We start from the raw sequence: 22,739 nt of genomic DNA, 5'->3' as shown, positions 1-22,739 counted from the left end.
CCGCAAGGTCATCAAGCGCGCCTCCACCATCAAGAAGGCGAAGGTTGCCTGACCCGGCACTAGTAGCGCGCCGTCCTCCAGTCCGGCCGACGTGAGACGACGTCGCATGCGGAGTCCCGCGTCACCCCCCGTCACTGTCCGGGCAGCGGTCCGCCGGTCAGCGCCATCGTCGACACGCAGGTGCGACGTCATCCCGGGTAGGGTCCGCGCACCAGATCGGCGGCGATGGCGGTGAAGGCCGATGTCGAAGGGCGTTGTCCCGGTCCCGCGCCGTGCCCCCACCTGCCCTCTCGAACCGCGACAGCGCCCTGCGGACGGTGCCGCCCTCGCCCAACTCGCAGTGTTCTGCGTCGGGGTGGTGCTGTCCTACGGGCTCGGCACACTGACGCAGGCGGTGTTCCTCGTCGGCCTCATGTTCGTCACCCTGGTGCTTCCCGCGTGGCACCGCATGGCCAACCGTCAAGACATCTCCGTCTTCCTGCTCGCACCCACCATCATCTCGGCCACGCAGAACGTCTACCTGCTGACGGTGGCCGATCGGGTCAGCGCCGTGCAGCTCCAGTTCCTGATCGTCGTCAACTACGCGCTCGCGGCGACGCTGCTGCTCTTCCTGCTGCCCTTCCGTGCGGGGTTGCAGGAGCCGGGACGGACGTTGTCCCGCTCCATCTGGACGTGGCTCGTGATCCTGGTCGGCTATGGGGGCATGACGGCCGCGGCCTTCGGTACGGACCCCATGGCGGCGGTCGCCTCCCTCAGGAACCTGACGACTCCCTTCCTCTTCTGCCTCCTCGGTCTCTACGCCTCATCACTGGCCAGCCCGGCGCGGTACGCGCGGATGGTCGCGGTCCTCGGGGTGGTGGTGGTGGCGTTCGGCCTCTACGAGTTGCTCTCGCCGGACTTCTGGCAGCGCAGCGGCATCGCCGCGCTGTGGGACGGCAAGGGCATCGCCGTAGCGCCCGGCACGGGCCTACCGGCCAACTTCTACTCGTCGGAGTTCATCGGCGGCAGCCAGATACGCAGGATGGCCGGCTCCTTCGCGGACCCGGTGAACCTGGGGACGTTTCTCCTCGCCGCGCTCATCGCCGCCTGGATGACGAGGAAGTGGCTGAGCATGGTGCTCATCACGTGCGGCGTGGTGGCTGCGGTGAGCAAGGGAGCGATCCTCGGCATCCTGGTGTTCCTGACACTCTGGTTGCGCCGGCGCACCAGCCCCGGCCTCTTCATCCTCCTGTCACTCCCCATCCTCGGCGCCGCCGTGGCCATGTACGTGTTCGTCCAGGACAACTCGACGGGCAGCACCACAGCGCACATCAACGGGTTGACCGCAGCCTTCGTCGAACTGCCGCAGCACCCGTTCGGACGGGGACTGGGCAACATCGGGGTCCTCGCCGGCCTGCTCGGCCAAGGAGCGACCTCCGCGATCACGGAGAGCGGCGTCGGGATGGTCATCGGCCAACTCGGCATCGTCGGCCTCGTCCTGTACACGTGGTTCTTCCTGGAGCTCGCACGAGCCACACGAACGGTGGCAGACCCACGCGAGAAGCTCGCGGTGATCGGTCTGCTGGCTGCATTCGTGTTGAACGCGGCCTTCAACGAGGTGGCACTCAGCCCCAACTCCGCGGCACCATACTTCCTGCTCACAGGCCTCGTCCTCGGGCGGCAGGCATCTGTGCCCATCCCGGCCAGACGCGTGCCGCCGCGTCATGCAGGAGCGGGCAGCTGGAGTGGGAAGGCCGCGGGTCGGCCTCCCGTGACGATCCCCTCGGAGGGGACACCCATCCGAGGCGTGACGAGAGGAGGCAAGCCCGGTGCCCGGTGACGATGAGATCCCCCAGCAAGGGCCACGGACGCCACGTGGACGAGTCGTCATCATCGGGACACGCGGCTACCCCAGCTACTACGGGGGATTCGAGACACTCGTCCGCCGCCTCGCACCGCACCTCGTCGACGAGGGCTGGGAGGTGACCGTGTACGGGCGCGCCGGATCGACCCGTCCCGACGACCCCGAGCGAGACGCCAGAATCGCCACCGTCGACACTCCGGGACGGGAGAGCAGGTCACTGAGCACGCTCTCGTACGGCCTCACGTCGAGCCTCCATGCTGCGAGAACCCGACCTGACGTCGCTCTGGTGATGAACGTCGCCAACGGCTACTGGCTACCGCTGCTCAAGGCCCGCGGCATACCGACGGTCGTGAACGTCGACGGGATCGAATGGGATCGCGACAAGTGGGGCCGGCTGGCCCGGTCGGTGTTCCGCGGCGGAGCCCGGGCCACTGCTCGCTTCGCCGACGTGCTGGTGTACGACGCGGAGGCCATCCGCGACCGTTGGGTCAGGGACTTCGGGCGCGACGGGGTGGTCATCCCCTACGGAGGCCAGCCGCCCGGGGATCTTCCGCTCCTCGACGGGCTGCGCCACCGGGGATACGCCCTGATGGTGGCCCGTCTGGTGCCCGAGAACACCGTGCCGCAATTCCTCGAGGCCGCTTCGGAGATGAGCCGGGTGGCCGACGTGGTGGTGGTCGGCACCTCGGGTTACGGCGGCGAGCTCGACGCCCGGGTCGCTGCGCTCGCCGCCGGCAACCAACGGATCCGGTGGCTCGGCCACGTCAGTGACGACCGCACGCTGTTCTCCCTGTGGCAACACGCCGGCGCGTACTTCCACGGGCACAGCGTCGGCGGGACGAACCCGGGACTGGTCCAGGCCATGGCGTGTGGAGCGCCGGTCGTCGCCCGGGACACTGTCTTCAACAGAGAGGTGCTCGACGACGCCGGCGTCTTCGTGGGGCCCACGCCGACCGACATCCGCGACGGGATGCTCGCGACCCTGTCGGACCCGTCCCTGCAGGACAAGCTGTCCCAGGCGGCTCTCGCCCGAGCACAGGCCCACTACAGGTGGCCGGACATCAACCAGGCGTACGGGAGAACCCTCATCGACGCCTGTCGCTCCAGCGAGGTCGCGTCATGACCTCGGCGACTTCGCGAACCGCCCTCGGACACAGCGACGCAGCACTGTCGCAGCGACCCCGCCTCAACCGGCTGCGCCTGCGCCGGCCGGCTGAGGGGCGCGCGCAGCGACCTCCGGATCGCCGTCCTCCGCTCGTCGTCGTCAACCCGCTCAGCGCGGCCCTGCGACACTACGAGTCAGAGATCGTCAGTCTCGTGGGCGACGCCGAGACCGCCCCGCTCTCATTGACCACGGCGGAGCCCTCGGTCGATGGTCGGCATCGGCTGCGTTGGCTCGTCAGCTACCTGATCCTCCTCCTGAGGGCAGGTCGGCGAGCACGATCCCGAGCACGCTGCAAGGTGCTCGTCATCTGGCCTGTCGTCGGTTACTGGGACCTGGTCCTGATCCGACTCATCGTCGGGCGAAGTGGCACCCTGGTCATCCACGATCCCGTGCCACTGGTTCGCGCACGGGGTTACGGGGCGGTCGCTCGGTGGGCCGGCGTCCATCTGGGTGGTGGCGTTCGCATCATCGTGCACAGCAGGGTGGCCGCGGACGCACTGGATCCCCGGCTGCGGTCGGAATCCGTCGACCTCCTGCCGCACCCGATGCTCGTCCCCGACTCAGGACGTGACGGTGGTGCCGACCGAAGGCGGCCGATCGTGCGGATCGTGGGCCAGTACAAGGCGCACCGGGATCTCGAGGCCCTCCGCCTGGTTGCGGAGCAACTCGGGGACACCAGGGTGCTGGAGATCCACGGTCGCGGATGGCCGGACGTCCCCGGCTGGCTCGTCCGCGACGCGTTCGTCCCCGAACAGGAGTTGGACCGGCTCATCGCATCGAGCGATGCTGTACTGATCCCGTATCGCCGGTTCTTCCAGAGCGGCATCGCCATGCGCTGCCTGGAACACGGCACCCCGGTCGTCGGCCCCCGTGACTCGAGCCTGAGCGAGGTCTTCGGCCGCCACTCGCATCTGCTCGTCGACGGTCACGACGACTGGTCCCGCGCCATCGACCACGCCACCTCGGAGGGCATCTCGGAGACCCGGAAGGCGGCCGCCCGATGGCGGTCGACCTGCGAGCGCACGTGGAAGGCCTGGCGGAATGGGCCCGCACCGGCGTGACGAAAGCGCCCAGACGCGTGCTCCCGCGGGGTCGGTCATGACGACGCGCAGGAGAAACCGCAGGCACCGCCCTGGCACGCGATGAGTCTCCTGACGAATCGCATCGTCCGAGTCGGGCTTCGGGGCCCCGTCGCCTCCATCGCCTCCCAGGCGGCCGGGCTGCTGCAACTGGCGCTGTTGCTCCTGCACGGAGGGGCAACTGCGGCCACGGACGCCTACCTGTACCTGTTCACGTTGGGACAGACACCGGTTCTCCTCCTCGTCGTGGGCGTCGTGTATCCCATGCTGCTGAACGACCAGCGCATCTCGCCCCGAGGCCTACGCCGTCTGCGGGTCGCAGCACCGCTGCTCGGAGCCACGTTCGTCCTCGCGGGTTCTCTGTGGCTCCACGCGAACCGGGGGCTGGACGGGCAGTTCGTCGCGATCGCCGTCGCCTTGCTCCTCAACGCCGTCCTCCAAGGGAGGTTGTTCTTCCGGGCGGTGGTTGCCGAAGCCGCCGGGGACGCGCTGTGGATCGCCGGGATCGCGCTCCCCGCCAACGTCTGCGCCTGCATCGCCCTCGCCTTCCCCTGGGGATCCTCAGAAGACGCCACGACAGCCATGGTCGTGGCTCTGGTCGCGGGGAACGTCACGCTGCTCGCGGTCATGGCACGACGGAGGATCGGCCACGCGGTCCTGAGTGGGGCAACCGAGAGCGAGCCGGAGAAGATGGCATCGCTCTGGTACTTCGGTCTGGCCTCGGCCAGCCACATCAGCCAAGCGGTCTTCACGTCGCTGGCAGTGATCCTCCCACCTTCGAGCGTGACGATCATCAACGTCGCGACCAAGGTCGTCACGTCGGTCACGGGGACCTTCACGAACGCCGTGATGCCCGTTCTGGTCCACCAGCGGACGGACAGCCCCGCCCAAGCGCGTCGCTTCCAGCGGCTCATGATCGGGCCGCTGCTCGTCGTGGGCGCCGGCGCCTGCGCGGCGGCCGCCGTTCTCAGTCGGCAACTCCTGCCCATCGCGGTCATCGTCGCGGTATGGCTTTTGGCGTCGTCCGCCGCGCACATCGCCCAGCGGACGTCCTTCCGCTTCCTCCCCCCAGTCGCCATGCGGGGTCCGATCGTGGGCGTGGCGGCCATCGTGGCCCTGACCGCGGCCCTGGCCCCGACCCAGGTGTTCGGCGTTTCGATCCTGCTGTGCGCCTATGCCGCCATCGATGCGGTGACGGCGGCCGTCCTGCTCTGGAAACTGCACGATCGGACGATCAGTGTCCTGGCCTGGGCAGTCTTCGCAGCGCTCGTCATCTTCCCGTTCGTGTCGACCACCGGGTTCTCCTCAGCGTGATGATCCAGCCTGTGCGAGTCGGGAGCCGATGTCATGAGTGCTCGTCCCGCTGACCGGGGTTCTACGGGGACGACCGCGCCGAGACGCTCACCCATCCCTTCTGGCCGAGGCATCGGCGATCCGACGGGTGTGCACATCCGGGTACTGGCTGACCTCCGGTCCGAGTCCGTGAGGCTGAGCCCGCTTCTCACGCCGACAGAAACGCACTACTTCGACGCGGGGAGGCGCACGACGTCGACGCACTACTTCGGCGCAGGTCCCGACGTCGTCGACCTGCCCATCCCCCCGCACACCCACCGGACCTCCTTGGTGCGGGCGATGTGGCGGATCGCCACCGCGAGCGCTGCAGTTCTCGAACTGCCGGAGCCGCTGTGGGCCAGGTTCCTGCCGCGCACCGTCTGCCTGGCCATGTCATGGACCCTCTCCGGGCTGCTCCGCGGACGGTGGCGTCGCGCTCGGACGTACGCCATCGAGAACAACGACCCGGTGTCGGCACTCATCGGCAGCCGGGTGCCTCCCGATCCCGTCGCCAAGGCCCTCCGCATGGGCATCGGGCTCCTGGTGCGGCTGATGTACGAGAAGATCGCCTTCGGTTCCGACGCCGCTGCCGCTGCCTACCGGTCCCTGCCTGGAGTCGCACGGATCGAACACCGGGTCTTCACCGAGCTCCCCGCTCGACCCGGGAGACCGGCCTCCCGGCCACCGCTCCAGCGATCAGCCGTCTTCGTGGGTGAGCTCGCACCACGCAAGGGGTTGTCGATCTTGCTGGATGCATGGCGGTACGTGGAGGCAAGGTTCCCGGATGCCCAGTTGCACGTGATCGGGAGTGGACCGCTGTACAGGGCGGCGACCGACTGGGCGGGGACGCGTCCCACGGCACGGACCCTCCACGGCCAGCTGCCGCAGCGCGACGTCATCGAACTCCTGCCCGGGTTCACCGTGCTCGTCGCACCGTCGATCCGATGGGGGCGGTGGCGGGAGCAGATCGGGCTGCCCATCACGGAGGCCCTGCAATCGGGACTCACCGTGGTGACGACGACCGAGACCGGGCTGGCGCCGTGGCTGCGCGAGCACGGCCATCACGTCCTCACGACACCCCTGACGGCCGAGGCGCTGGCCGAGGCCCTCTCCAGTGCTCTCGACGACCCGCTCCCCCGACAACGGGTGCTCGACTCCCTGCCTGCGGTGTCCACACGTGTCGAGTCCGATCGCTGGCTGCACTCCTGAGTCCAGGACGACCGGCTCGACCGGGCGGAGGCGGTCCGCGTCCACCCGTGCGTGCCGACAGACGACCTCTGTCAGCCTCTGCGCAGGCGGCATAGGATCTCGGCCTCGTCCGTCGTGCGATCAGGAGAACGATCTCGGCCTCGGTGCTGACTCAACGGCAGCACACCCTCAGACCTGCGGGGATCCATGCGCGTCAGAAGGTGGCACGGCCGTTCCGCTCGATGGAGGGAGTCCTCCGGCCACCGTCGAGGTCTGGGCGTGGCGATCGTCGTCGCACTCGCCGCGGTCATCAGCACCTCGCTCGGTCTGATGGACGGCGACTGGGAGGGCGCGCCGGAACAACGCCCGGACGTCGGACGACCGGCCGGAGCCAGCGGGTTCTGGCGGCCGGTGGAGCCCCCCGTGGCGACTCCTGCAGCGCACGCCGCGGTGGACGTCGTTGCTCACTGGTACAACGACTTCGGGCTGCAGGCGACCGCCACGGCGCCCCACGAGGCCAACGGCTGGTACGGCTGGTACGACTGGCGGTGGAACGACCCCACCAACGCCGGCAACGGCGTCACGACCTTCGGGTACGACGAGGCTCGGGTGCCTCTCTACGGGCCGTACCGGGGCGACGATCGACGAGTGCTCGGCTGGCACTGCTACTGGCTCGCAGATGCCGGCGTCGGCGCCGTCAGCATCGTCCAGTCCCAGGGCTTCCACTCCGCGGGTTGGGAGGACCCGGACAGCCCGGACCACTGGGTGTACGTGCTCTTCACGGAGACGCCCAACTTCAGCAGCCTCGAGTACGTCCTGTGGCTGCAACCCTCCGGGACCCCTGAGTCGATCGAGGCGCAGAACGACGATCTGATCCGCGCCTACTCGACCTACCCGGGTGCCTACACGTACGTCGACGGCGGTCGACGGTATGCCGTCACGTACCTGTGGGACCTCGAGGGCCTGCGAGGGGTCTACGACGACTACCTGGGGCAGACCAACACGGTCGCCTACCTCAAGGAACTCGCGGCGAAGTTCCGGTCGGTCGGGTACGACGGCGTGATGGTGATGGCACGCCATGGCGGCCTCGTCGTCGCGCAGCCGGACCCGTCCCTGCGCGAGGCCGGTGCGTACGTCGTCTCTGCTGGTTACGAGGACAGGTACGGCTCTGATGCCGACTACGGGCACTCCTACAGCGCGTACGCGACGTCAGCACCGTTCCCCACCGCACGGGATGAGGTGGTGAACGTCGTCACCGCGGCGGAGACGCAGTACCCCCACCCCGGGGACTTCCACCTCGTCGGCTCGACTCCCGACCTGTTCGAAACGGTGCTCGCCCGTGCGGTGGAGTCGGTCCTGACTCACGATCAACTGCGGCTGATCACCGTCTACAACGTGTCGGAGTGGGCCGAGGGCGGCCCGGGTCTCCTGCCCAACCGCCAGGACGGCTTCGGCTACCTGAGGGCGCTGAAGGCTGCCGTGACCGGTCACCCGGAGGAGCACCCTGGCTGATGGCCTGCCCCGTCCCGCTCTGACTTCGACCCGTCAGCCGGCGCCGCGTCGCCGACGCATGGTCGGCGGGCGCGCGCCCGTGCTCACCCCTCTGTCGACCGTGATGGCCTCCGAGATCGAGTGGCGAGGTGGCGCTCGAGTTGTCGCACTGTCTGCCGCCCCCGGCGCGCGATTCGGCGGGGGGAGGACATCAGAGCGTCGGCGAGCGGTCGTCGATAGGGACGCAAGGCACGGGTGAGTGCTCTTCGCACAGCCGGCGGCCCTCCGTTCGGGAGCCCGCTCAGGTAGCCCTCGAACCACGTGAGGAAATAGCTGCGAACTTCGTGGTAGCGACCGTCGCGGAGGACCGTGGCAACGCACGAGTCGGGGTGCTGCCGGTAGTCCAGCCAGACGGCGTCCGAGAAGTAGACGGGCCACCTCAGATAGAGCTTCGCCAAGAAGCCCTGGTCCTCGTACATCTGCCGTACACCGGTGAAGTGTTCCTCGAATCCACCCACGGAGACCACGGCGTCGCGTCGCAGCAGCATGTCGGAGGGGCACGGAGCCGCTGCACCCCCGAGCGGGTACAGGCAGAGCGACGTCTCGGGCGGTCGCACCACGCGACACTGGACGTGCCCGGTGGGCTTGATGGCATCCCCCCCTCCAGCCCAGGACCGCCAGTACCGCACCGTTCCGCAGACCATTCCGAGTTCTGGGTGGGTGTCCATGACGGCGAGCTGGTCGATCAGCTTCCCGGCGTGCCACACATCATCGGCGTCGATGAACGCGATGAAGTCCCCGCGCGCGGCCGCGATGCCGAGGTTCCGGGTTGCGCTCATGCCGCGGTTGACATGCCCCTGGTGTTCCAGATAGCGGACCTGGCCCGGACAGCGCGCAACCCAGTCCAGGGCCATCGCGGTGCTCCCGTCTGTCGACCCGTCGTCGCACAGGAGCAGCTCGAACTCCGCCGTCGTCTGGCCCATCACGCTGCGGATGGCCTCGTCCATGAACTCCTCGCCATTGAAGAAGATCATGATGACGGACACCCGCGGTGGACTCTCACTCATCGCACGACCCCTCTGAGCGCCGCGGTCACGACGTGTCCGACAGCCGATGGACGCTGAACGGGAGTCCGAGCGCCAGCAACCGATCCGGACGATCGATCCCGTTGCCGCTGAGCGTGAACGACAGGGCGGTGGGTTCGTGGATCAGGTTCTCGGTCGAGGTGCCGATCCAGAGGCCGAGGGTGTACTCGCCGACGTTCAGGATCGGGGGGACCTCGAGCTCGGCGCGATGGAGGCCAGGCTCCAGACGGGTCACCCCGTGGTCCCTGAGCGCCTCGTCGAAGACCCTCGTCCCGTCCTGCGTGGTGACGAAGAGGGCCACGTCCAGACCCGGCACGACTCCGTCCAACTCGAACTCCACCTGTATGCGCAGTGCCTCATCACGCATGAGCGCCCCGCCGGTGTTCCCGTTCGCCGACTGGATCCGGAGGTCCCTCACCGTCAGGAGACCTGAGCGGACCGACCTCCACCCCGTGGAGGACACCCCCGAGGCCAGATAGCCGCGGACGATGTCGCTGGTGGCCCCGGAATCGCGGATGCTCCCCACCTCCAGCCACAGGGCACGGCGGCAGAGCCTGTTGAGTGTCGCCAGGTCGTGGCTGACGAAGATGACGGTGCGCCCTTCCCCCTCGGCCTCGGCCATCCTCCCGACGCACTTGCGCTGGAACTCTGCGTCACCGACGGCGAGGACCTCGTCGACGACCAGCACGTCCGGCTCGAGGTGCGCCGCGACCGCAAAGGCCAGGCGCAACTGCATACCGCTGGAGTAGCGCTTGATCGGGGTGTCGAGAAACCGCTCCGTGCCGGCGAACTCGACGATCTGGTCGAATCGGGCGGTGATGTCGCGCCGGCTCATGCCGAGGATGGCGCCGTTGAGGAAGATGTTCTCGCGCCCGGTCAGTTCCCTGTGGAATCCGGTGCCCACCTCGAGCAACGCAGCGACCCGCCCCCGGGTCCTCGCCACACCGGCCGTCGGGGACGTGATCCCCGTGAGGATCTTGAGGATGGTGCTCTTGCCCGCACCATTGCGCCCGACGATCCCCAGGGAGTCACCGTCACCCACGGAGAAGCTGACGTCCCGCAGTGACCACAGGGACTGCTCTCCGGCGCGACGCCGACGGGCCAACTTCCGGGCTGCAGACGTCAGTGCTTCCCGTGCGGTCAATTGCTCGCCGAGGACATAGCGCTTGCTCACGCCCTCGAACTGGACCCGGTCCACGCGGAGAGATTACGTACGCACGAGCGGAGAAAGGGTGTCCCGGCACTGCCGTGCCTGGCACCACGGCCCGGGGCCACCAGGAATCCGTCGGGATCGGCACCGCTCAGATCACGTCGGCGAACGACCGCTGCGCGCGGTTGAAGTACGTCCATCCACCGACGAGCACGACGCCGGCCGTGACCGCCGAGACGGCGAGGGGCCAGCCTGGCCACGGGGCGCCCAGCAGTGACCATCGACCGAGGCCGATGACACCCACCATGGGGTTGACCGCATAGACGAGTTCCTGCCAGCCGCTGAAGAGCGTCGAGGGATACGCGACCGGGCTGGCGAACAACCACAGCTGGAGGATCGGTGCCACCGCGTGCTGGACGTCCCGATACCGGACATTGAGGGCCGACAACCAGAGAGACACCCCGAGCGCGGCGACGAGCAGGAAGACCAGCCAGGCCACCGCCCCGACGATGCGCAGACCGGGGGACTCCTGGTAGTACGCAGCCACGCCTGCCACGAGCAGCAACGAGATCCCCAGGTCCACACCCGGTGGCAGGAGAGCGGCGGCGGGAGCGGCCATGCGCGGGAAGTAGACCTTGGTGACCAGGTTCGCGTTCGTGACCAGGGAGCTGCTCGCTGCCTGCACGGAACTCGCGAAGTACGTCCACGTCACCATGCCCACCAGGGCGAACAGCGGATAGGGGATGCCCTGGCTGCTGATCCCCGCGAGGCGACCGAACACGACCGTGAAGATGGCCACGCTGGCCACCGGCTGGAACAGCACCCACACCACACCGAAGGCCGCCTGCCGGTAGCGCAGCTTGAGGTCGCGGAGGGCGAAGTAGCCGATCAGCTCCCTGGCTCGCCACAACGCCGTCCAGGGAGCGCCATGGACGAGGCCGCGCTCCGTGTTCTCCGTCCACGGCACTGCCGTCTCGGGGGGCATGGGCATGCCGGACATCATCTCCACCGAACAGCGGCTCCGGTGACGCCGCGTACCTGTCACGTGCAGTAGACGTCCGCGCCGCCGGTCGCAGGCTGGAGTCCGTCGGGCAGCGACGGGCGGCCCTGGACCCGCCAGACGGCCAGCTCCGCGTCCGGTTCGGTCACGAGTCGGAGGTGGGCCGGGTCCAACGCGGCCCACCGCCCGATCATCGACGTCCGACAAGCGACCAGGGCGTCCGCGTCCTCGAGCGCGCGGGCGACGGAAGCGAGGTCGTGAGCGGCCACGGGCAGGACCTCCCGCTCGAAGTGGGGCCCGAACAGTGCTCCGACGATCCCGACCTCGTCGATGGCCACGCGGACCCGGCGCACACCGGCGAGGCTGTCGGCTGGGAGACCACCGGTCGGCCCGTTGTCCAACCGCTCCCCGGGAGGCACGGTGAACGCCTGCCAGGCGGCGACCGGGTTGCTGCCGTTGGTCGGCGTCACGGTGCGCACCAGCAACGTCGGCTGCATCGCCAGGACGAGCACCACGACCCCGCCCAGCACGACGGCGGCCCACCGATGCCGCGCGTGCGCCGGCTCCGGCCCGGCCGAGCCGGGGGTCAGGACCTTGGCCACGGCCACCGCTGCGAGGGCGGCCAGGGGGAGGGTGAAACGGGCCCACCACGGAAAGGGCTGGACGAGGAAGGGGACCACGACCACCCCGAGCAGGAGAGCCCAGAGCCGGTCGCGATGCCTGATCGCCGCGATCGTCACCGCGACGAGACAGGGCAGACCGATCCAGAGGAACAGCGAACCCAGTCCCCCTGTCCGGTGCTCGTAGGAGATCCCGGACCGCGGCAGGAGGTCGTGCGCCCATGAGTACGGCACGGCCATGAGGCCCTCGAGGGAGGTTCCCGGGGGCGAGGTCGAGAATCTCCCGGGCTCGACGGCCCCGGGCAACCCCGCAACGGCGACGGGGTAGACGGGGTTGCCTGTCACGAGCAGGTTCTCGACGTACCAGCCCCCGCCTGCGATGAACGCCGGTACGAAGAACATCGCAGTGACCGGCAGGACTCTGGTGCGCTCCTGTCGCAGTGCGACCACCGTCACCGCCACCAGGGACGCCACCGCCCCGAGGACCGCGATGTGCTTCGTCCCGACTGCGAGACCCGTTGCCAGCCCGGCGACGACCAGCCGGCCGTGGCCGTCCCAGGGGTCCCTGGCCCAACGGACCAGGAAGCACACACCGGCCAGCGAGAGCGACGCGGCTGTCACGTCCACGTAGGCCGTCATGGTCTGGGCCAGCAGCGCAGGCGTCATGAGGAACAGGCAGCCCGCGAGCACGGACGGCACCCGCGCGGCCCCGACCGCGCGCGCGAGGCCGATCGTGGCCGTGCCACCGAGCACAGCGCTGAGGACCTGAACCCCACGGGAGAGGACGTCGTCGTGCAGGAGCACCGCAGGCCAGGCCGCCAGCAGTTCGCCGCCCAAGGGGTACCCCGACACCCAGATGCCGGTCTCCGGCCCGGGGAGTCGCCCGTCCTGCACGAGCCAGCCCACCGCCGGCAGGTGGTACCCCAGCGCGTCGTACCCGAAGGGCGCCAGGCGCACCGCGAGTACTGCACGGACGACGAGGTGCCCCGCGACGAGCAGCACCATCGAGGCCGTCACCCACTCCAGCGCAGTACGTGGACGGCGCCAGGACCAGGTCCGTTCCCCACGCCAGGGCTCCGGATCCCCCAGCGCGACGTTGGCGGCGAGGCTGACGACTGCTGCCCCGGCGGATGCAGCGGTCAGAGGGCCAGCGGCGTACGCCGACAGTGCTGCGAGCCCGAAGGACAGCACGACGACGTTGGTGACGGCCAGAACGGCGGTCCCGAGCAGTGCGTCCCAGCCACGGAGCCGCAGCAGGCGGCTCTGCAAGGCCGCAGCCACCAGGATGCAGACCGTGGCGCCGACCAGGTACACGTCGCTCCTCCGTGCCGCGCCCCCCGGACACCGCCGTCCCCGCTGGCACGCGACCGCGCTGCGAGATCGGCTGCACTGGGCAGCGAACGGTACGTGAACCCAGCGCTGCCGTGTGGGTCTCCGTCCGCGCCAGCGCAGGAACGGCCGACGGGCCGGCGATTCGACGGGCCGCCCGTCCGTCGCCCCCCCACGCCCCCGTGGACGCGCCCCTCAGCGCACGATCGAGCCGGCGTCCTCCCGGGCCCTGATCCGCTCCCGCTGCGGGACGACGGTGTACTTCGGGTCCTTGGCGCTGGCCATGCCGGCGTCGAACACCCCGAATCGGGTCAGCAGCGACCCGGCCGCCAGGAGGGCGCCGGAGACGACGGCGCCGGCCCTGGTGCGCCCGACCAGGACGGCCAGCCCGAGACCGGTGGCGCTGCAGGCCTTCGCCGCACGCATGAACGTCCCGGCCCGGCCCTCGTGGTACGGCTCGGCGACGATGCTCTCGTCGTTCTCCACCCCGTGGACCGCGACCAGCTCGATGCCCGCGCCGATGATCGCCATCTTCCGGGCCGGCTCGGACTCCGCCAGCGGCGCGAGCGCCATGCAGAGCCCGCCGCCTGCGGCCATCGCCGAGCCGCCGAAGACGAACGGCAGCCGCGTGTGGAAGGCGTGCCAGGACGGGACGGCGGTGTTGGCCAGCAGCACCGCGGTGTAGGTCGCCATCGGCCCGCCGAAGACCGCCGCCACCAGCCCGCCGAAGCGCTTGAGCCGCGGGAACCAGCCGAGCAGCTCCACGGCCGCCGTCGCCGCGGTCGCCGCGCTGAACGGCGACAGGATGTAGGTGCCGACCGACAGCGGCGACGTCACCTTGATCACCCGCAGCATGTGCAGGAACCGCTCCGGCCGGCCGAGGTCGTGGATGAGGAACCCCACCGAGGCCATCGCGCCGCCACCGGCGACGAACCGCGCCACCCGCGTCAGGCCCGGCCGGCCGCTCAGGTCGGCCATCGCGCCGAGGATCGACGACGACCCCGCGGCGCCACCGAGGAAGAGGTAGAGCGGCACGTCCGGCGTCTTCCACACCGGCGACTTGATGATCGGCCGGCCGTAGTACGAGGTGAACTCCACCTCGTCGACCATCGCCACCTCGCCGCCGGAGCGGCCACCGCCCCGCCGGCGACGCCGCCGGCCGTTCGTCGTGACGTCCGAGCCCCCGGCCCGGCGCCAGCCCGCACCCGGCGTCGCGATCCCCTCGGTCACGCGTTCCCCTCCCTGGGCAGAAATGGCCATTTCTGCCCCATCAGCGAGACCTCCGTGAGCCGAGGACGGCGGACAGCGCCACCCCGACGATCATCGCCGCACTGGCCGCGGCCGCCCGCCACATGGCCGGGAGGTCGCGGGTCGTGACGATCGGGTCCGGTGGCAGGCCGTACACCTCCGGCTCGTCGAGCAGCAGGAAGAACGCGCCCGCGCCGCCGACGCCGTCGTCCTCGTCGCGCCCGTAGAGCCGGGCGGTCTCCACGCCCTGCTCCTTGAGCGTCGCCAGCCGCGCGTCGGCGCGGGCCTGCAGCTCGTCGAGGTTGCCGAACTGGATCGACTGGGTGGGGCAGGCGGTCGCGCAGGCCGGCTGCAGCCCGTCGGTCAGCCGGTCGTAGCAGAGGGTGCACTTGAACACCCGGCCGTCGTCCTTGCGCTGGTTGATGACGCCGTACGGGCACGAGGGCACGCAGTAGCCACAGCCGTTGCAGATGTCGCCCTGGACGACGACCGTGCCGAACTCGGTGCGGAACAGCGCGCCGGTCGGGCAGACGTCCAGGCACCCGGCGTGCGTGCAGTGCTTGCACACGTCCGAGCTCATCAGCCAGCGGATCTGCTTGTCCGCGCCGCTCTGCCCGGTCTGCGGGTCGAACTCGCTCAGCGCCTCGGCGTTGAGCACGCTGGACTGCTGCGCCTCGGCGAGGGTGTCGCGCGGCCCGTCGGCCGGCGAGGGGCCGCTGTCGCGCCGGTCGTCGCCCGGCCGGCCGAACGTCGGCATCGGCAGGTCCACCGCACGGCTCTGCTCGATGAACGCCACGTGCCGCCAGGAGTTGGCCCCCAGCTGCCCGGTGTTGTCGTAGGACATGCCGGACAGGCCGATGACGTCCCGCGTGCCGTGCGAGTCGTCCATCGGCAGCAGGTTCCACTCCTTGCACGCCACCTCGCAGGCCTTGCAGCCGATGCACACCGAGGTGTCGGTGAAGAAGCCCACCCGCGCCGGGTGGTCGCCGTCGTAGCCGGCCTCGCCCTGCACGTCGGGCAGCGGACCGAAGAGCCGGTGGTCCGGGTCCTTCCCGGTGAAGGCCGGGCTCGCCGAGCTGATGGAGGTCACTCCGCTCCCCTCACAACGTCGATCCCTCGCCGGCGTCGGCCTCGACCGGATCCCGGCCGTTCACCCCGACCCGCCCCGACCGCACGCCCGCGCGCCGCCGGTAGGACTCCACGAACTCCAGCAGCTCCTTCCCGCGGGGCCGGCGTCCGGGCCGGATGTCGCAGGTGCTGGCCTTGGACTCCTGGATGTGGGTGTTGGGGTCCAGCACGATGCCCAGCAGGTCGTTGGCGGCATCCCCCGTGGAGATGCCGGCGTAGGACCAGTGGTACGGCACGCCGATCTGGTGCACCACGGTGCCGTCGCGCAGCCGGATCGGCCGGACCCGCTCGGTCACCAGCACCTTGGCCTCGACCGCCGTCCGGGCGCTGACCAGCGTGGCGTACTCGCCGTTGGCCAGCCCGCGGATCGCCGCCAGCTCAGGGCTCACCTCGACGAAGAACTCCGGCTGCAGCTCGGCGAGGTAGGGCAGCGTGCGGCTCATCGCGCCGGCCGTGTGGTGCTCGGTCAGCCGGTAGGTCGTGACCTGGAAGGGATAGACGTCGCTGCGGGCCGGGTTGGTCCGGTTCCACGGCCCCTCGATCCGCTCCAGCGTGGGGTTGGCCTGCTGCTTGTAGAGCGCGTTCTCGACCACCGACTCCGCCGGCTCGTAGTGCGTCGGCAGCGGGCCGTCGACCAGGCCCGCGGGCGCGAACAGCCAGGCCTTGCCGTCGCCCTGCATCACGAAGGGGTCGGTGCCGGCGATCGCGTCCTGCGCCCTCGCGCCGTCCGGCGGCACGTAGTCCGGCCGCTTCTGCGCCTCGAAGTCGGGGACGTCGAGCCCGGTCCAGCGACCGGCCTCCTCGTCCCACCAGACGTACTTCTTCCGCTCGCTCCAGGGCCGTCCCGAGGGGTCGGCCGAGGCGCGGTTGTAGAGGACGCGGCGGTTCAGCGGCCACGCCCATCCCCACTCGGAGGCGACGTCGCCCTGCTCGCGGCCGGGCTTGCGGCGGGCGGACTGGTTGACCTCGTCGGCGTAGACGCCGCAGTAGATCCAGCAGCCGCCCGTCGTCGAGCCGTCGTCGGTCATCTGCAGGTAGGACGACAGCGCCCGCCCGTCGGGGCCGGTGCCGTTGATCTCGCGCAGCACCGCCTCGGCGCTCGGGTCCCTCGTCTCGCCCTCCAGCGGGTAGTCCCAGGTGAGGTCGAGCAGCGGGCGGTCCCGCGGGTCGGTGGAGTCCGCCAGCCGTTCCCGCAGGATCCGGCCCAGGTGGTAGTAGAACCACAGGTCGCTGCGGGCGTCGCCCGGCGGCTCGACCGCCCTGTGCCGCCACTGCAGCACCCGCTGGGTCTGGGTGAAGGTGCCCTCCTTCTCCGCGTGCGTGGCCGCGGGCACGAAGAACACCTCGGTCGCGATCGTCTCCGGCGCCAGCTCGCCGGTCTCGATCTCCGGCGCCTCCTTCCAGAAGGTCGCCGACTCGATCATCTGCAGGTCGCGGACCACCAGCCAGTCGAGGTTGGCCAGCCCGAACCGGTTCATCCGGCTGTTGGGGTGGCCGACCACCGGGTTCTCCCCCACGAGGAAGTAGCCGGAGACCTCGCCCCGGATCATGGCGGCGATCGTCTGGTACGAGCTGTGGTCGCCGCTGATCCTGGGCAGGTGGCCGAAGCAGAAGTCGTTCTCCGGCTGCGCGGCGTCGCCGAACCACGCCTTGAGCAGGCTGACCGTGTAGGACCGCTTGTTGCCCCAGAAGCCGCCCTTGCCGGCCGCGTCGGCGCAGTAGTCGTCCAGCGTGTGGTGCTGGACGGAGTGCGGCATCGGCAGGTACCCGGGCAGCAGGTTGTACAGCGTGGGGACGTCGGTCGACCCCTGGATGCTGGCGTGCCCGCGCAGGGCCATGATCCCGCCGCCGGGCCGGCCGATGTTGCCCAGCAGCGTCTGCAGGATCGACGCCGTCCGGATGTACTGCGCGCCGACGCTGTGCTGCGTCCAGCCCACCGAGTACACCCACGCCGTCGTCCGCTCGCGGCCGCTGTTCTCCGTCACCCACCGGGCGACCTGCAGGAACACCTCCGGCTCGACGCCGCAGACCTCGGAGACCATCTCCGGCGTGTAGCGGTCGAAGTGCCGCTTGAGCACCTGGAACACGCAGCGCGGGTGCTGCAGCGTCTCGTCCCGCTTCGGCTTGGCCGGGATCGGCGGGCCGCCGCTGCCGGCCGCCTGGGCGCGGTCGGCGGACTTGACGTCGGGGTGCTGCTCGGCGCGGTCCTGCTCGGCGGCCCCGGCCGGGTCGTCCGACGACGCGTGCGGCGGCTCCTCCGGCTCGTACTGCCAGCTGGCCTCGTCGTACGTGCGGTGCTCCGGGTCGAACCCCGAGAAGATCCCGTCGAGGTCCTCGGAATCGACGAACTCCTCCCCGACCAGCGCCGACGCGTTCGTGTAGGCGGCCACGTACTCCTTGAAGTACAGCTCGTTGTCGAGCACGTACCGGATCAGCCCGCCGAGGAACGCGATGTCGGTGCCGATGCGCAGCGGCACGTGCAGGTCGGCGATCGCACTGGTGCGCGTGAACCTCGGGTCGATGTGGACGACCTTCGCCCCGCGCGCCTTGGCCTCCGACACCCACTGGAAGCCCACCGGGTGGCACTCGGCCATGTTCGAGCCCTCGATGACGATGCAGTCGGCGTTCGCCAGGTCCTCGAGGGTGTTCGTGGCACCGCCACGACCGAACGAGGTCCCCAGACCGGGGACCGTCGCGGAGTGCTATATGCGGGCCTGGTTCTCGATCTGGATCGCGCCGAGGGCGCTGTACAGCTTCTTCATGAGGTAGTTCTCCTCGTTGTCGAGGGTCGCCCCTCCGAGGCTCGCTACTCCCATGGTCCGGTTGACGCGCCTGCCGTCGTGCTCGTCCTGCCAGCCCTTGCGGCGGGCCTCCAGGACGCGGTCGGCGATCATCTCCATCGCCGTGTCGAGCTCGAGGTCCTCCCACTCCGTCCCGTACGGACGGCGGTACTTGACCGTGGTCACCCGCGTCGGGCTCGTGACCAGCTGCTTGCTCGCGCTGCCCTTGGGGCACAGCCGGCCGCGGCTGATCGGCGAGTCCGGGTCGCCCTCGATCTGGACGATCCGCTCGTCCTTCACGTAGATCCGCTGCCCGCAGCCGACGGCGCAGTACGGGCACACGCTCTGCACGACGCGGTCGGCGGTGGCCGTGCGGCTCACCACGTTCTCCGTCGCCTTGCTGCGCGCGGCCCTGCCGCGTCCGAGCGGGTCGGGGCCGGTCAGCTGCCGGAACACCGGCCACGCGTCGAGCCAGGTCTTCACCCGGTCGACTCTGCCACTTCCCGGGCGATCCGGCGCATCGGGGCGGCGGCTCCTGCGCTGGTCAGATCGCAGCCGCAGCCAGGGCCGACCCCTTACGGGTGAGCGGCCGGCGTCTCCGGCTGGAGAGCGGCCGATCCCGTCCCGATGACCCTGCTGTGACCACCGTCCCCGCCCTCGTGCGCCCGGCCCCCTGCGGGTGCCCGCGCCGCTGCGCCTGCCGCCGGTCATCGCGGCCGCGCTGCTGTCAGCGGCGACGGCCCTGCTGGGGCTCGGCCCGGCCGTGGAGAGCGCCGCCGGTGCCGCCGTCACCCTGACCACGACCTGGTTCGTGCTCGCCTCGGCGCGCGGCACCGCCGCGCCCGCCGGCTGGCGCTGGTACGCGCTGGCCGTGGTCGTCACCGGCGCCGGCGGCGTGCTCACCCCGCTGGTCACCGGCTCCCCCGTCACCGCGCTGCTCGGCGTGATCCCCGGTCACCTGCTCACCGTCGCCGCGCTCGTCGCCATGCGGGGCCGCAACCCGTGGCCGACCGGCCGCACGCAGCTGGCCACGGCGGCCGTCCTCTTCGTCATCGCCACGCTCATCGCCGTCCACGTGGTCCTGCACCCGCTGGCCACCGGCCCGGACTCACCGCGGGCCCTGATCGCCACCGTCCGCACGCTGCCGCTCGTGGTGTCGCTGACCATCGCCGCGGCCCTGCTCCTCCGCGGGACGGTCGACCCCGGGCGCGCACACGTCGCCGGCCTGCTGCTCGCGGCGCAGTCGGTGACCGCCGGCTCCCTGCTGCTCGCCGTGTTCGCCTGGGGCCTCGCCTCGCCGGCGCTCGGGGCGTGGGTGCGGCCGGCGATGGCCGTCGCCGCCGTCCTGCTCTGCCTGGCCTGCCGGCTCGACCTCCCCCGGCCGGCGACGGCCGACCCGCGGCTGCGGACGATCGGTGCCACGGTCTCCCTGCTGCCCCACCTCGTGGTGCTCGTCGCCGGCACGCTGCTGCTGGTCCGGCTGAGCACCGCGTCGGAGGTGGACCGGTTCGACGTCGGCCTCGGCGTGGTCGGCCTGCTCGCCGTGCTCCTGCACCAGGTGGTCATGTGGCGCAGCCAGCACCGGCTGACCGCGGACCTGCTGCGCAGCGAGAACTACTTCCGGACGCTGGTGCGCGGCAGCACGGACCCCGTGGTCATCCTCGACGACCGGATGCGGGTCACCTTCGCCTCCCGCGCGCTCACCGACCTGCTCGGCCGCGACGCCGAGGACGCCGTCGGCCGGACCCTCACCGACTGGCTGCACCCCGACGACCTCGACCTGCTGACGGCGGCCGCGTGCGAGGGGTCCACCGTGCGGACCGGACGCGTGCAGCACTCCGACGGCCGCTGGCGGCTGATCCAGGCGACGGTGCGCGACCTGCGGCAGGACCCCGACGTCGGCGCGTTCGTCCTCTACTGCCGCGACGTGACCCCCGCCCAGCCGACCGGGGGCGGCGCGCCCGCGCTGCTCGAGCTCTCCCTCGCCGACCCGGTCACCGGGCTGCCCAACCGGGCGGCCCTGGTCCGGCGGCTGGCGGCGCCGCGGGCCGGTGGCCGCCCACGGGCGCTGGCCGTGCTCGGCGTCACCGGGTTCCCCGACCTTCCCCCGGAACGGCTGCGCGCCGTGGCCGTCTGCCTCGCCCGCGGCCTGCGCGGGGAGGACTGGCTGGCCCGCACCAAGGACGGCGACTTCGCCGTCGTCGCCTCCGGCACCGTGGCCGACGCCGAGGTGCTGGCCGCCCGTCTCGTGACCGCCGTGGCCTCGCTCGACGGGGCGGACCTGCAGGCCTGCGCCGGGGTCACCGCCCTGCCCGACGACGTCGACCCCGCCGAGGCCCTGCGGGCCGGCGACGTGGCCCTGCGCAGCGCCCGCACCGGTGGCCCGGGCTGCGTCCGCCGCGCCGACGAGGCGCTGCGCCTGGAGCGGGACCGCCGCGACGCCCTGCGCGCCGACCTGGCCGGCGCGCTCGACCGGGATGAACTGCTCCTGGTCTTCCAGCCCGTGGTGGACGTCGTGCTGCACCGCACCGTGTCCGTCGAGGCCCTGCTGCGCTGGCGGCACCCCGTGTTCGGGAACGTCTCCCCACCGAGTTCGTCCCGCTCGCCGAGGAGACGCCGCTGATCACCGAGCTCGGCCGGTGGGTGCTGGAGCGGGCCTGCGCCACCGTGGCCGCGCTGGCCGACACCGAGCTGGCCGTCGCCGTGAACGTCTCCGCCCGGCAGGCGCGCAGCGGGTCGCTGGTGCCCGACGTCCTGGCCGCACTGGCCTCCAGCGGGCTGCCCGCGGCCCGGCTGACCGTCGAGCTCACCGAGTCCATGCTCGTGGACGAGGAGGTCGTCGACGACCTGGTGACCCTGCGCCGGCTGGGCGTCCGGGTGGCCGTCGACGACTTCGGCACCGGGTGGTCGTCGCTGGCCTACCTGGTCGGGCTGCCGATCGACGTGCTCAAGCTGGACCGGCAGTTCCTCGACGGCGTGGAGCACGACCCGCAGCGGCAGGCGCTGTGCCGCTCGGTGCTGCACCTGGGCGGGAGCCTGGACCTGCCGGTGGTGGTCGAGGGCGTCACGACCGACGCCGAGCTGCGGCTGCTGCGCGACATGGGGCACCGCTTCCTGCAGGGGTACGCGCTCGCCCGGCCGCTGGAGGTGGAGCAGCTCGTGGCGGGCGGCTGGCCGACGGGCGTGGTGTCCGCGGCTTCGTCCTCTTCGCCTTCTCCGCGATGATCATGGGGTCGTTGCCGGGCGCCGCGGCGAGTCGTCGCGTGTCGCCTGCACCGAGCCCATGATCAACTTCGAGGTGGGGGCGCCGTCACGGGCGCCAGCCCCGGCTGCGCAGCGCGCCGCGCATTCGTTCCACCACCACCCCGGGACCGGTGAGGTGACGCGCAGCGAAGCGGAGGGTGAGCCAGCCGTCGGCCGCCATCAGCGAGCAGCGGTCGACGTCGCGGCCGAACTGGTCGGCGTCGGCGTGCTGCCGGCCCTCGTACTCCAGGGCGATCCTCCACTCGGGATGGCCCAGGTCGGCGTGGGCCACCTCGTGCCCCCACCGGTCGTGGATCGGGACCTGCAGGTCGGGATCGGGCAGGTCGCTGGTCACCAGCCAGTAGCGGATCAGGCTCTCCGGGCGGGAGGCCGCCTCCCGGCGCAGCAGCGGGGCACAGGTCCGGGCCCGCACCACGCCTCGGGCACGGTCGGCGCGCTCGAGCCGTCGCCCGAGGGTCGCGGGGTCGAGGTGACCGGCGCGCAGCAGGGCATCGCCCACCGCGACGAGCTCCGCAGGGGGCAGCCCGGCCGCCAGGTCGAGGAAGGTCTGGGCGCCCGAGGTGAGGCGCAGCCCTCCACGCGTGGCGACGTCCTCGTCCTCCAGCAGCCGCTCGTGCACGATCAGGCCCGCCCGCCGGGGCAGCTGCCGGCGGGACGGGATGACGACGTGCACGGTCGGCGGGGACGTGAGCGGTGCCCCGTACAACTGGGCCGCCGTCCCGAGGCCGAAGGCGGCGTCCCCCGGCAGGACCAGCGCCCACGCCCGGCACCGCGTCGCCAGCTCCGGCTCGACCGACGAGGAGAGGTACACGCCGCGCCCCAGGCGGACGCCGTCCTGCGCGATCTGTCCCCGCGTCGCTCCGCGGGCCCGCGCGTCCGCCCAGGTGTACGCCGTGCCGAGCTCGATCTCCGTCATGCCGGCGACGGTGCGGACCGCCCGACCGGTCCGGGCCGGTCACGGTCGATCTGTGGACAGCCCCGCGCCCTGTGGACACCCCTCCCCCGCCCCGGTGATCATGGGATCGTTGCGGCCGCAG

At 71.1% G+C, this 22,739-nt stretch carries 16 protein-coding genes and 1 pseudogene; 8 read left to right on the top strand and 9 right to left on the bottom strand.

Annotated elements, in window-relative coordinates; genetic code table 11:
• The coding region (locus MY526_RS04860; protein ID WP_436703369.1) for a hypothetical protein at positions 1 to 192 on the bottom strand (192 nt) is incomplete at its 3' end.
• Positions 193 to 355: 163 nt separating this feature from the next.
• Between MY526_RS04860 and MY526_RS04855 the strand changes: the two genes are divergently transcribed.
• The 6 genes from MY526_RS04855 to MY526_RS04830 all read left to right on the top strand — a co-directional run bounded on the left by MY526_RS04855 (position 356) and on the right by MY526_RS04830 (position 8,119).
• Positions 356 to 1,819: an O-antigen ligase family protein gene (locus MY526_RS04855; RefSeq protein WP_436703368.1), complete on the top strand. Its 1,464-nt coding sequence runs from the start codon at positions 356 to 358 to the stop codon at positions 1,817 to 1,819.
• Positions 1,809 to 2,966, top strand: coding sequence for a glycosyltransferase (locus MY526_RS04850; RefSeq protein ID WP_436703367.1), 1,158 nt, complete (start codon positions 1,809 to 1,811; stop codon positions 2,964 to 2,966). The genes MY526_RS04855 and MY526_RS04850 overlap by 11 nt, the downstream gene beginning before the upstream one ends.
• Positions 2,963 to 4,069 carry a hypothetical protein gene (locus tag MY526_RS04845; protein WP_436703366.1) on the top strand — a complete coding sequence of 369 codons (1,107 nt, stop codon included), beginning with the start codon at positions 2,963 to 2,965 and terminating at the stop codon, positions 4,067 to 4,069. Before MY526_RS04850 ends, MY526_RS04845 begins: the two co-directional genes overlap by 4 nt.
• A gap of 81 nt (positions 4,070 to 4,150) precedes the next feature.
• Entirely contained in the window at positions 4,151 to 5,401 is a 1,251-nt protein-coding gene (locus MY526_RS04840) for a hypothetical protein (RefSeq protein ID WP_436703365.1), read from the top strand.
• Between the two features lie 168 nt (positions 5,402 to 5,569).
• Positions 5,570 to 6,628 carry a glycosyltransferase gene (locus tag MY526_RS04835; RefSeq protein ID WP_436703364.1) on the top strand — a complete coding sequence of 353 codons (1,059 nt, stop codon included), beginning with the start codon at positions 5,570 to 5,572 and terminating at the stop codon, positions 6,626 to 6,628.
• A gap of 258 nt (positions 6,629 to 6,886) precedes the next feature.
• The gene (locus MY526_RS04830) at positions 6,887 to 8,119 is read left to right on the top strand and encodes a hypothetical protein (protein WP_436703363.1); all 1,233 of its coding nucleotides are present in this window, start codon (positions 6,887 to 6,889) and stop codon (positions 8,117 to 8,119) included.
• Positions 8,120 to 8,202: 83 nt separating this feature from the next.
• Here MY526_RS04830 and MY526_RS04825 read toward each other — a convergent pair whose 3' ends face one another.
• The 7 genes and pseudogenes from MY526_RS04825 to fdh form a co-directional block, all read right to left on the bottom strand.
• Positions 8,203 to 9,144: a glycosyltransferase family 2 protein gene (locus tag MY526_RS04825; RefSeq protein WP_436703362.1), complete on the bottom strand. Its 942-nt coding sequence runs from the start codon at positions 9,142 to 9,144 to the stop codon at positions 8,203 to 8,205.
• Between the two features lie 46 nt (positions 9,145 to 9,190).
• Positions 9,191 to 10,381, bottom strand: a complete 1,191-nt coding sequence (locus MY526_RS04820) for an ABC transporter ATP-binding protein (RefSeq protein ID WP_436703361.1) — start codon at positions 10,379 to 10,381, stop codon at positions 9,191 to 9,193.
• Between the two features lie 103 nt (positions 10,382 to 10,484).
• On the bottom strand, positions 10,485 to 11,324 hold the full coding sequence (locus MY526_RS04815; RefSeq protein ID WP_436703360.1) for an ABC transporter permease: 840 nt from the start codon (positions 11,322 to 11,324) through the stop codon (positions 10,485 to 10,487).
• A 50-nt stretch (positions 11,325 to 11,374) separates the two neighbouring features.
• On the bottom strand, positions 11,375 to 13,267 hold the full coding sequence (locus MY526_RS04810; RefSeq protein WP_436703359.1) for an ArnT family glycosyltransferase: 1,893 nt from the start codon (positions 13,265 to 13,267) through the stop codon (positions 11,375 to 11,377).
• 210 nt (positions 13,268 to 13,477) lie between these two features.
• Positions 13,478 to 14,512 carry an NrfD/PsrC family molybdoenzyme membrane anchor subunit gene (nrfD, locus tag MY526_RS04805; protein WP_436688824.1) on the bottom strand — a complete coding sequence of 345 codons (1,035 nt, stop codon included), beginning with the start codon at positions 14,510 to 14,512 and terminating at the stop codon, positions 13,478 to 13,480.
• A gap of 40 nt (positions 14,513 to 14,552) precedes the next feature.
• On the bottom strand, positions 14,553 to 15,620 hold the full coding sequence (locus MY526_RS04800) for a 4Fe-4S dicluster domain-containing protein (protein ID WP_436688822.1): 1,068 nt from the start codon (positions 15,618 to 15,620) through the stop codon (positions 14,553 to 14,555).
• A 10-nt stretch (positions 15,621 to 15,630) separates the two neighbouring features.
• A pseudogene (fdh, locus tag MY526_RS04795) lies at positions 15,631 to 18,921 on the bottom strand (formate dehydrogenase).
• Between the two features lie 196 nt (positions 18,922 to 19,117).
• Between fdh and MY526_RS04790 the strand changes: the two are divergent.
• Together MY526_RS04790 and MY526_RS04785 are read left to right on the top strand one after the other, a co-directional pair.
• On the top strand, positions 19,118 to 21,061 hold the full coding sequence (locus MY526_RS04790) for a PAS domain S-box protein (protein ID WP_436703358.1): 1,944 nt from the start codon (positions 19,118 to 19,120) through the stop codon (positions 21,059 to 21,061).
• Positions 20,992 to 21,663, top strand: a complete 672-nt coding sequence (locus MY526_RS04785) for an EAL domain-containing protein (protein ID WP_436703371.1) — start codon at positions 20,992 to 20,994, stop codon at positions 21,661 to 21,663. The genes MY526_RS04790 and MY526_RS04785 overlap by 70 nt, the downstream gene beginning before the upstream one ends.
• Before the next feature lie 85 nt (positions 21,664 to 21,748).
• On the opposite strand, the gene MY526_RS04780 is transcribed toward MY526_RS04785, so the two are convergent.
• On the bottom strand, positions 21,749 to 22,618 hold the full coding sequence (locus MY526_RS04780) for a type IV toxin-antitoxin system AbiEi family antitoxin (RefSeq protein ID WP_436703357.1): 870 nt from the start codon (positions 22,616 to 22,618) through the stop codon (positions 21,749 to 21,751).
• Positions 22,619 to 22,739: the final 121 nt, after the last annotated feature.

This window comes from Geodermatophilus sp. CPCC 205761 (assembly GCF_051383655.1).
In the GTDB taxonomy this organism is placed as follows: domain Bacteria; phylum Actinomycetota; class Actinomycetes; order Mycobacteriales; family Geodermatophilaceae; genus Geodermatophilus.
The sequence above is the reverse complement of the archived record's forward strand: the minus strand, read 5'-3'. Positions and strand labels throughout refer to the sequence as shown.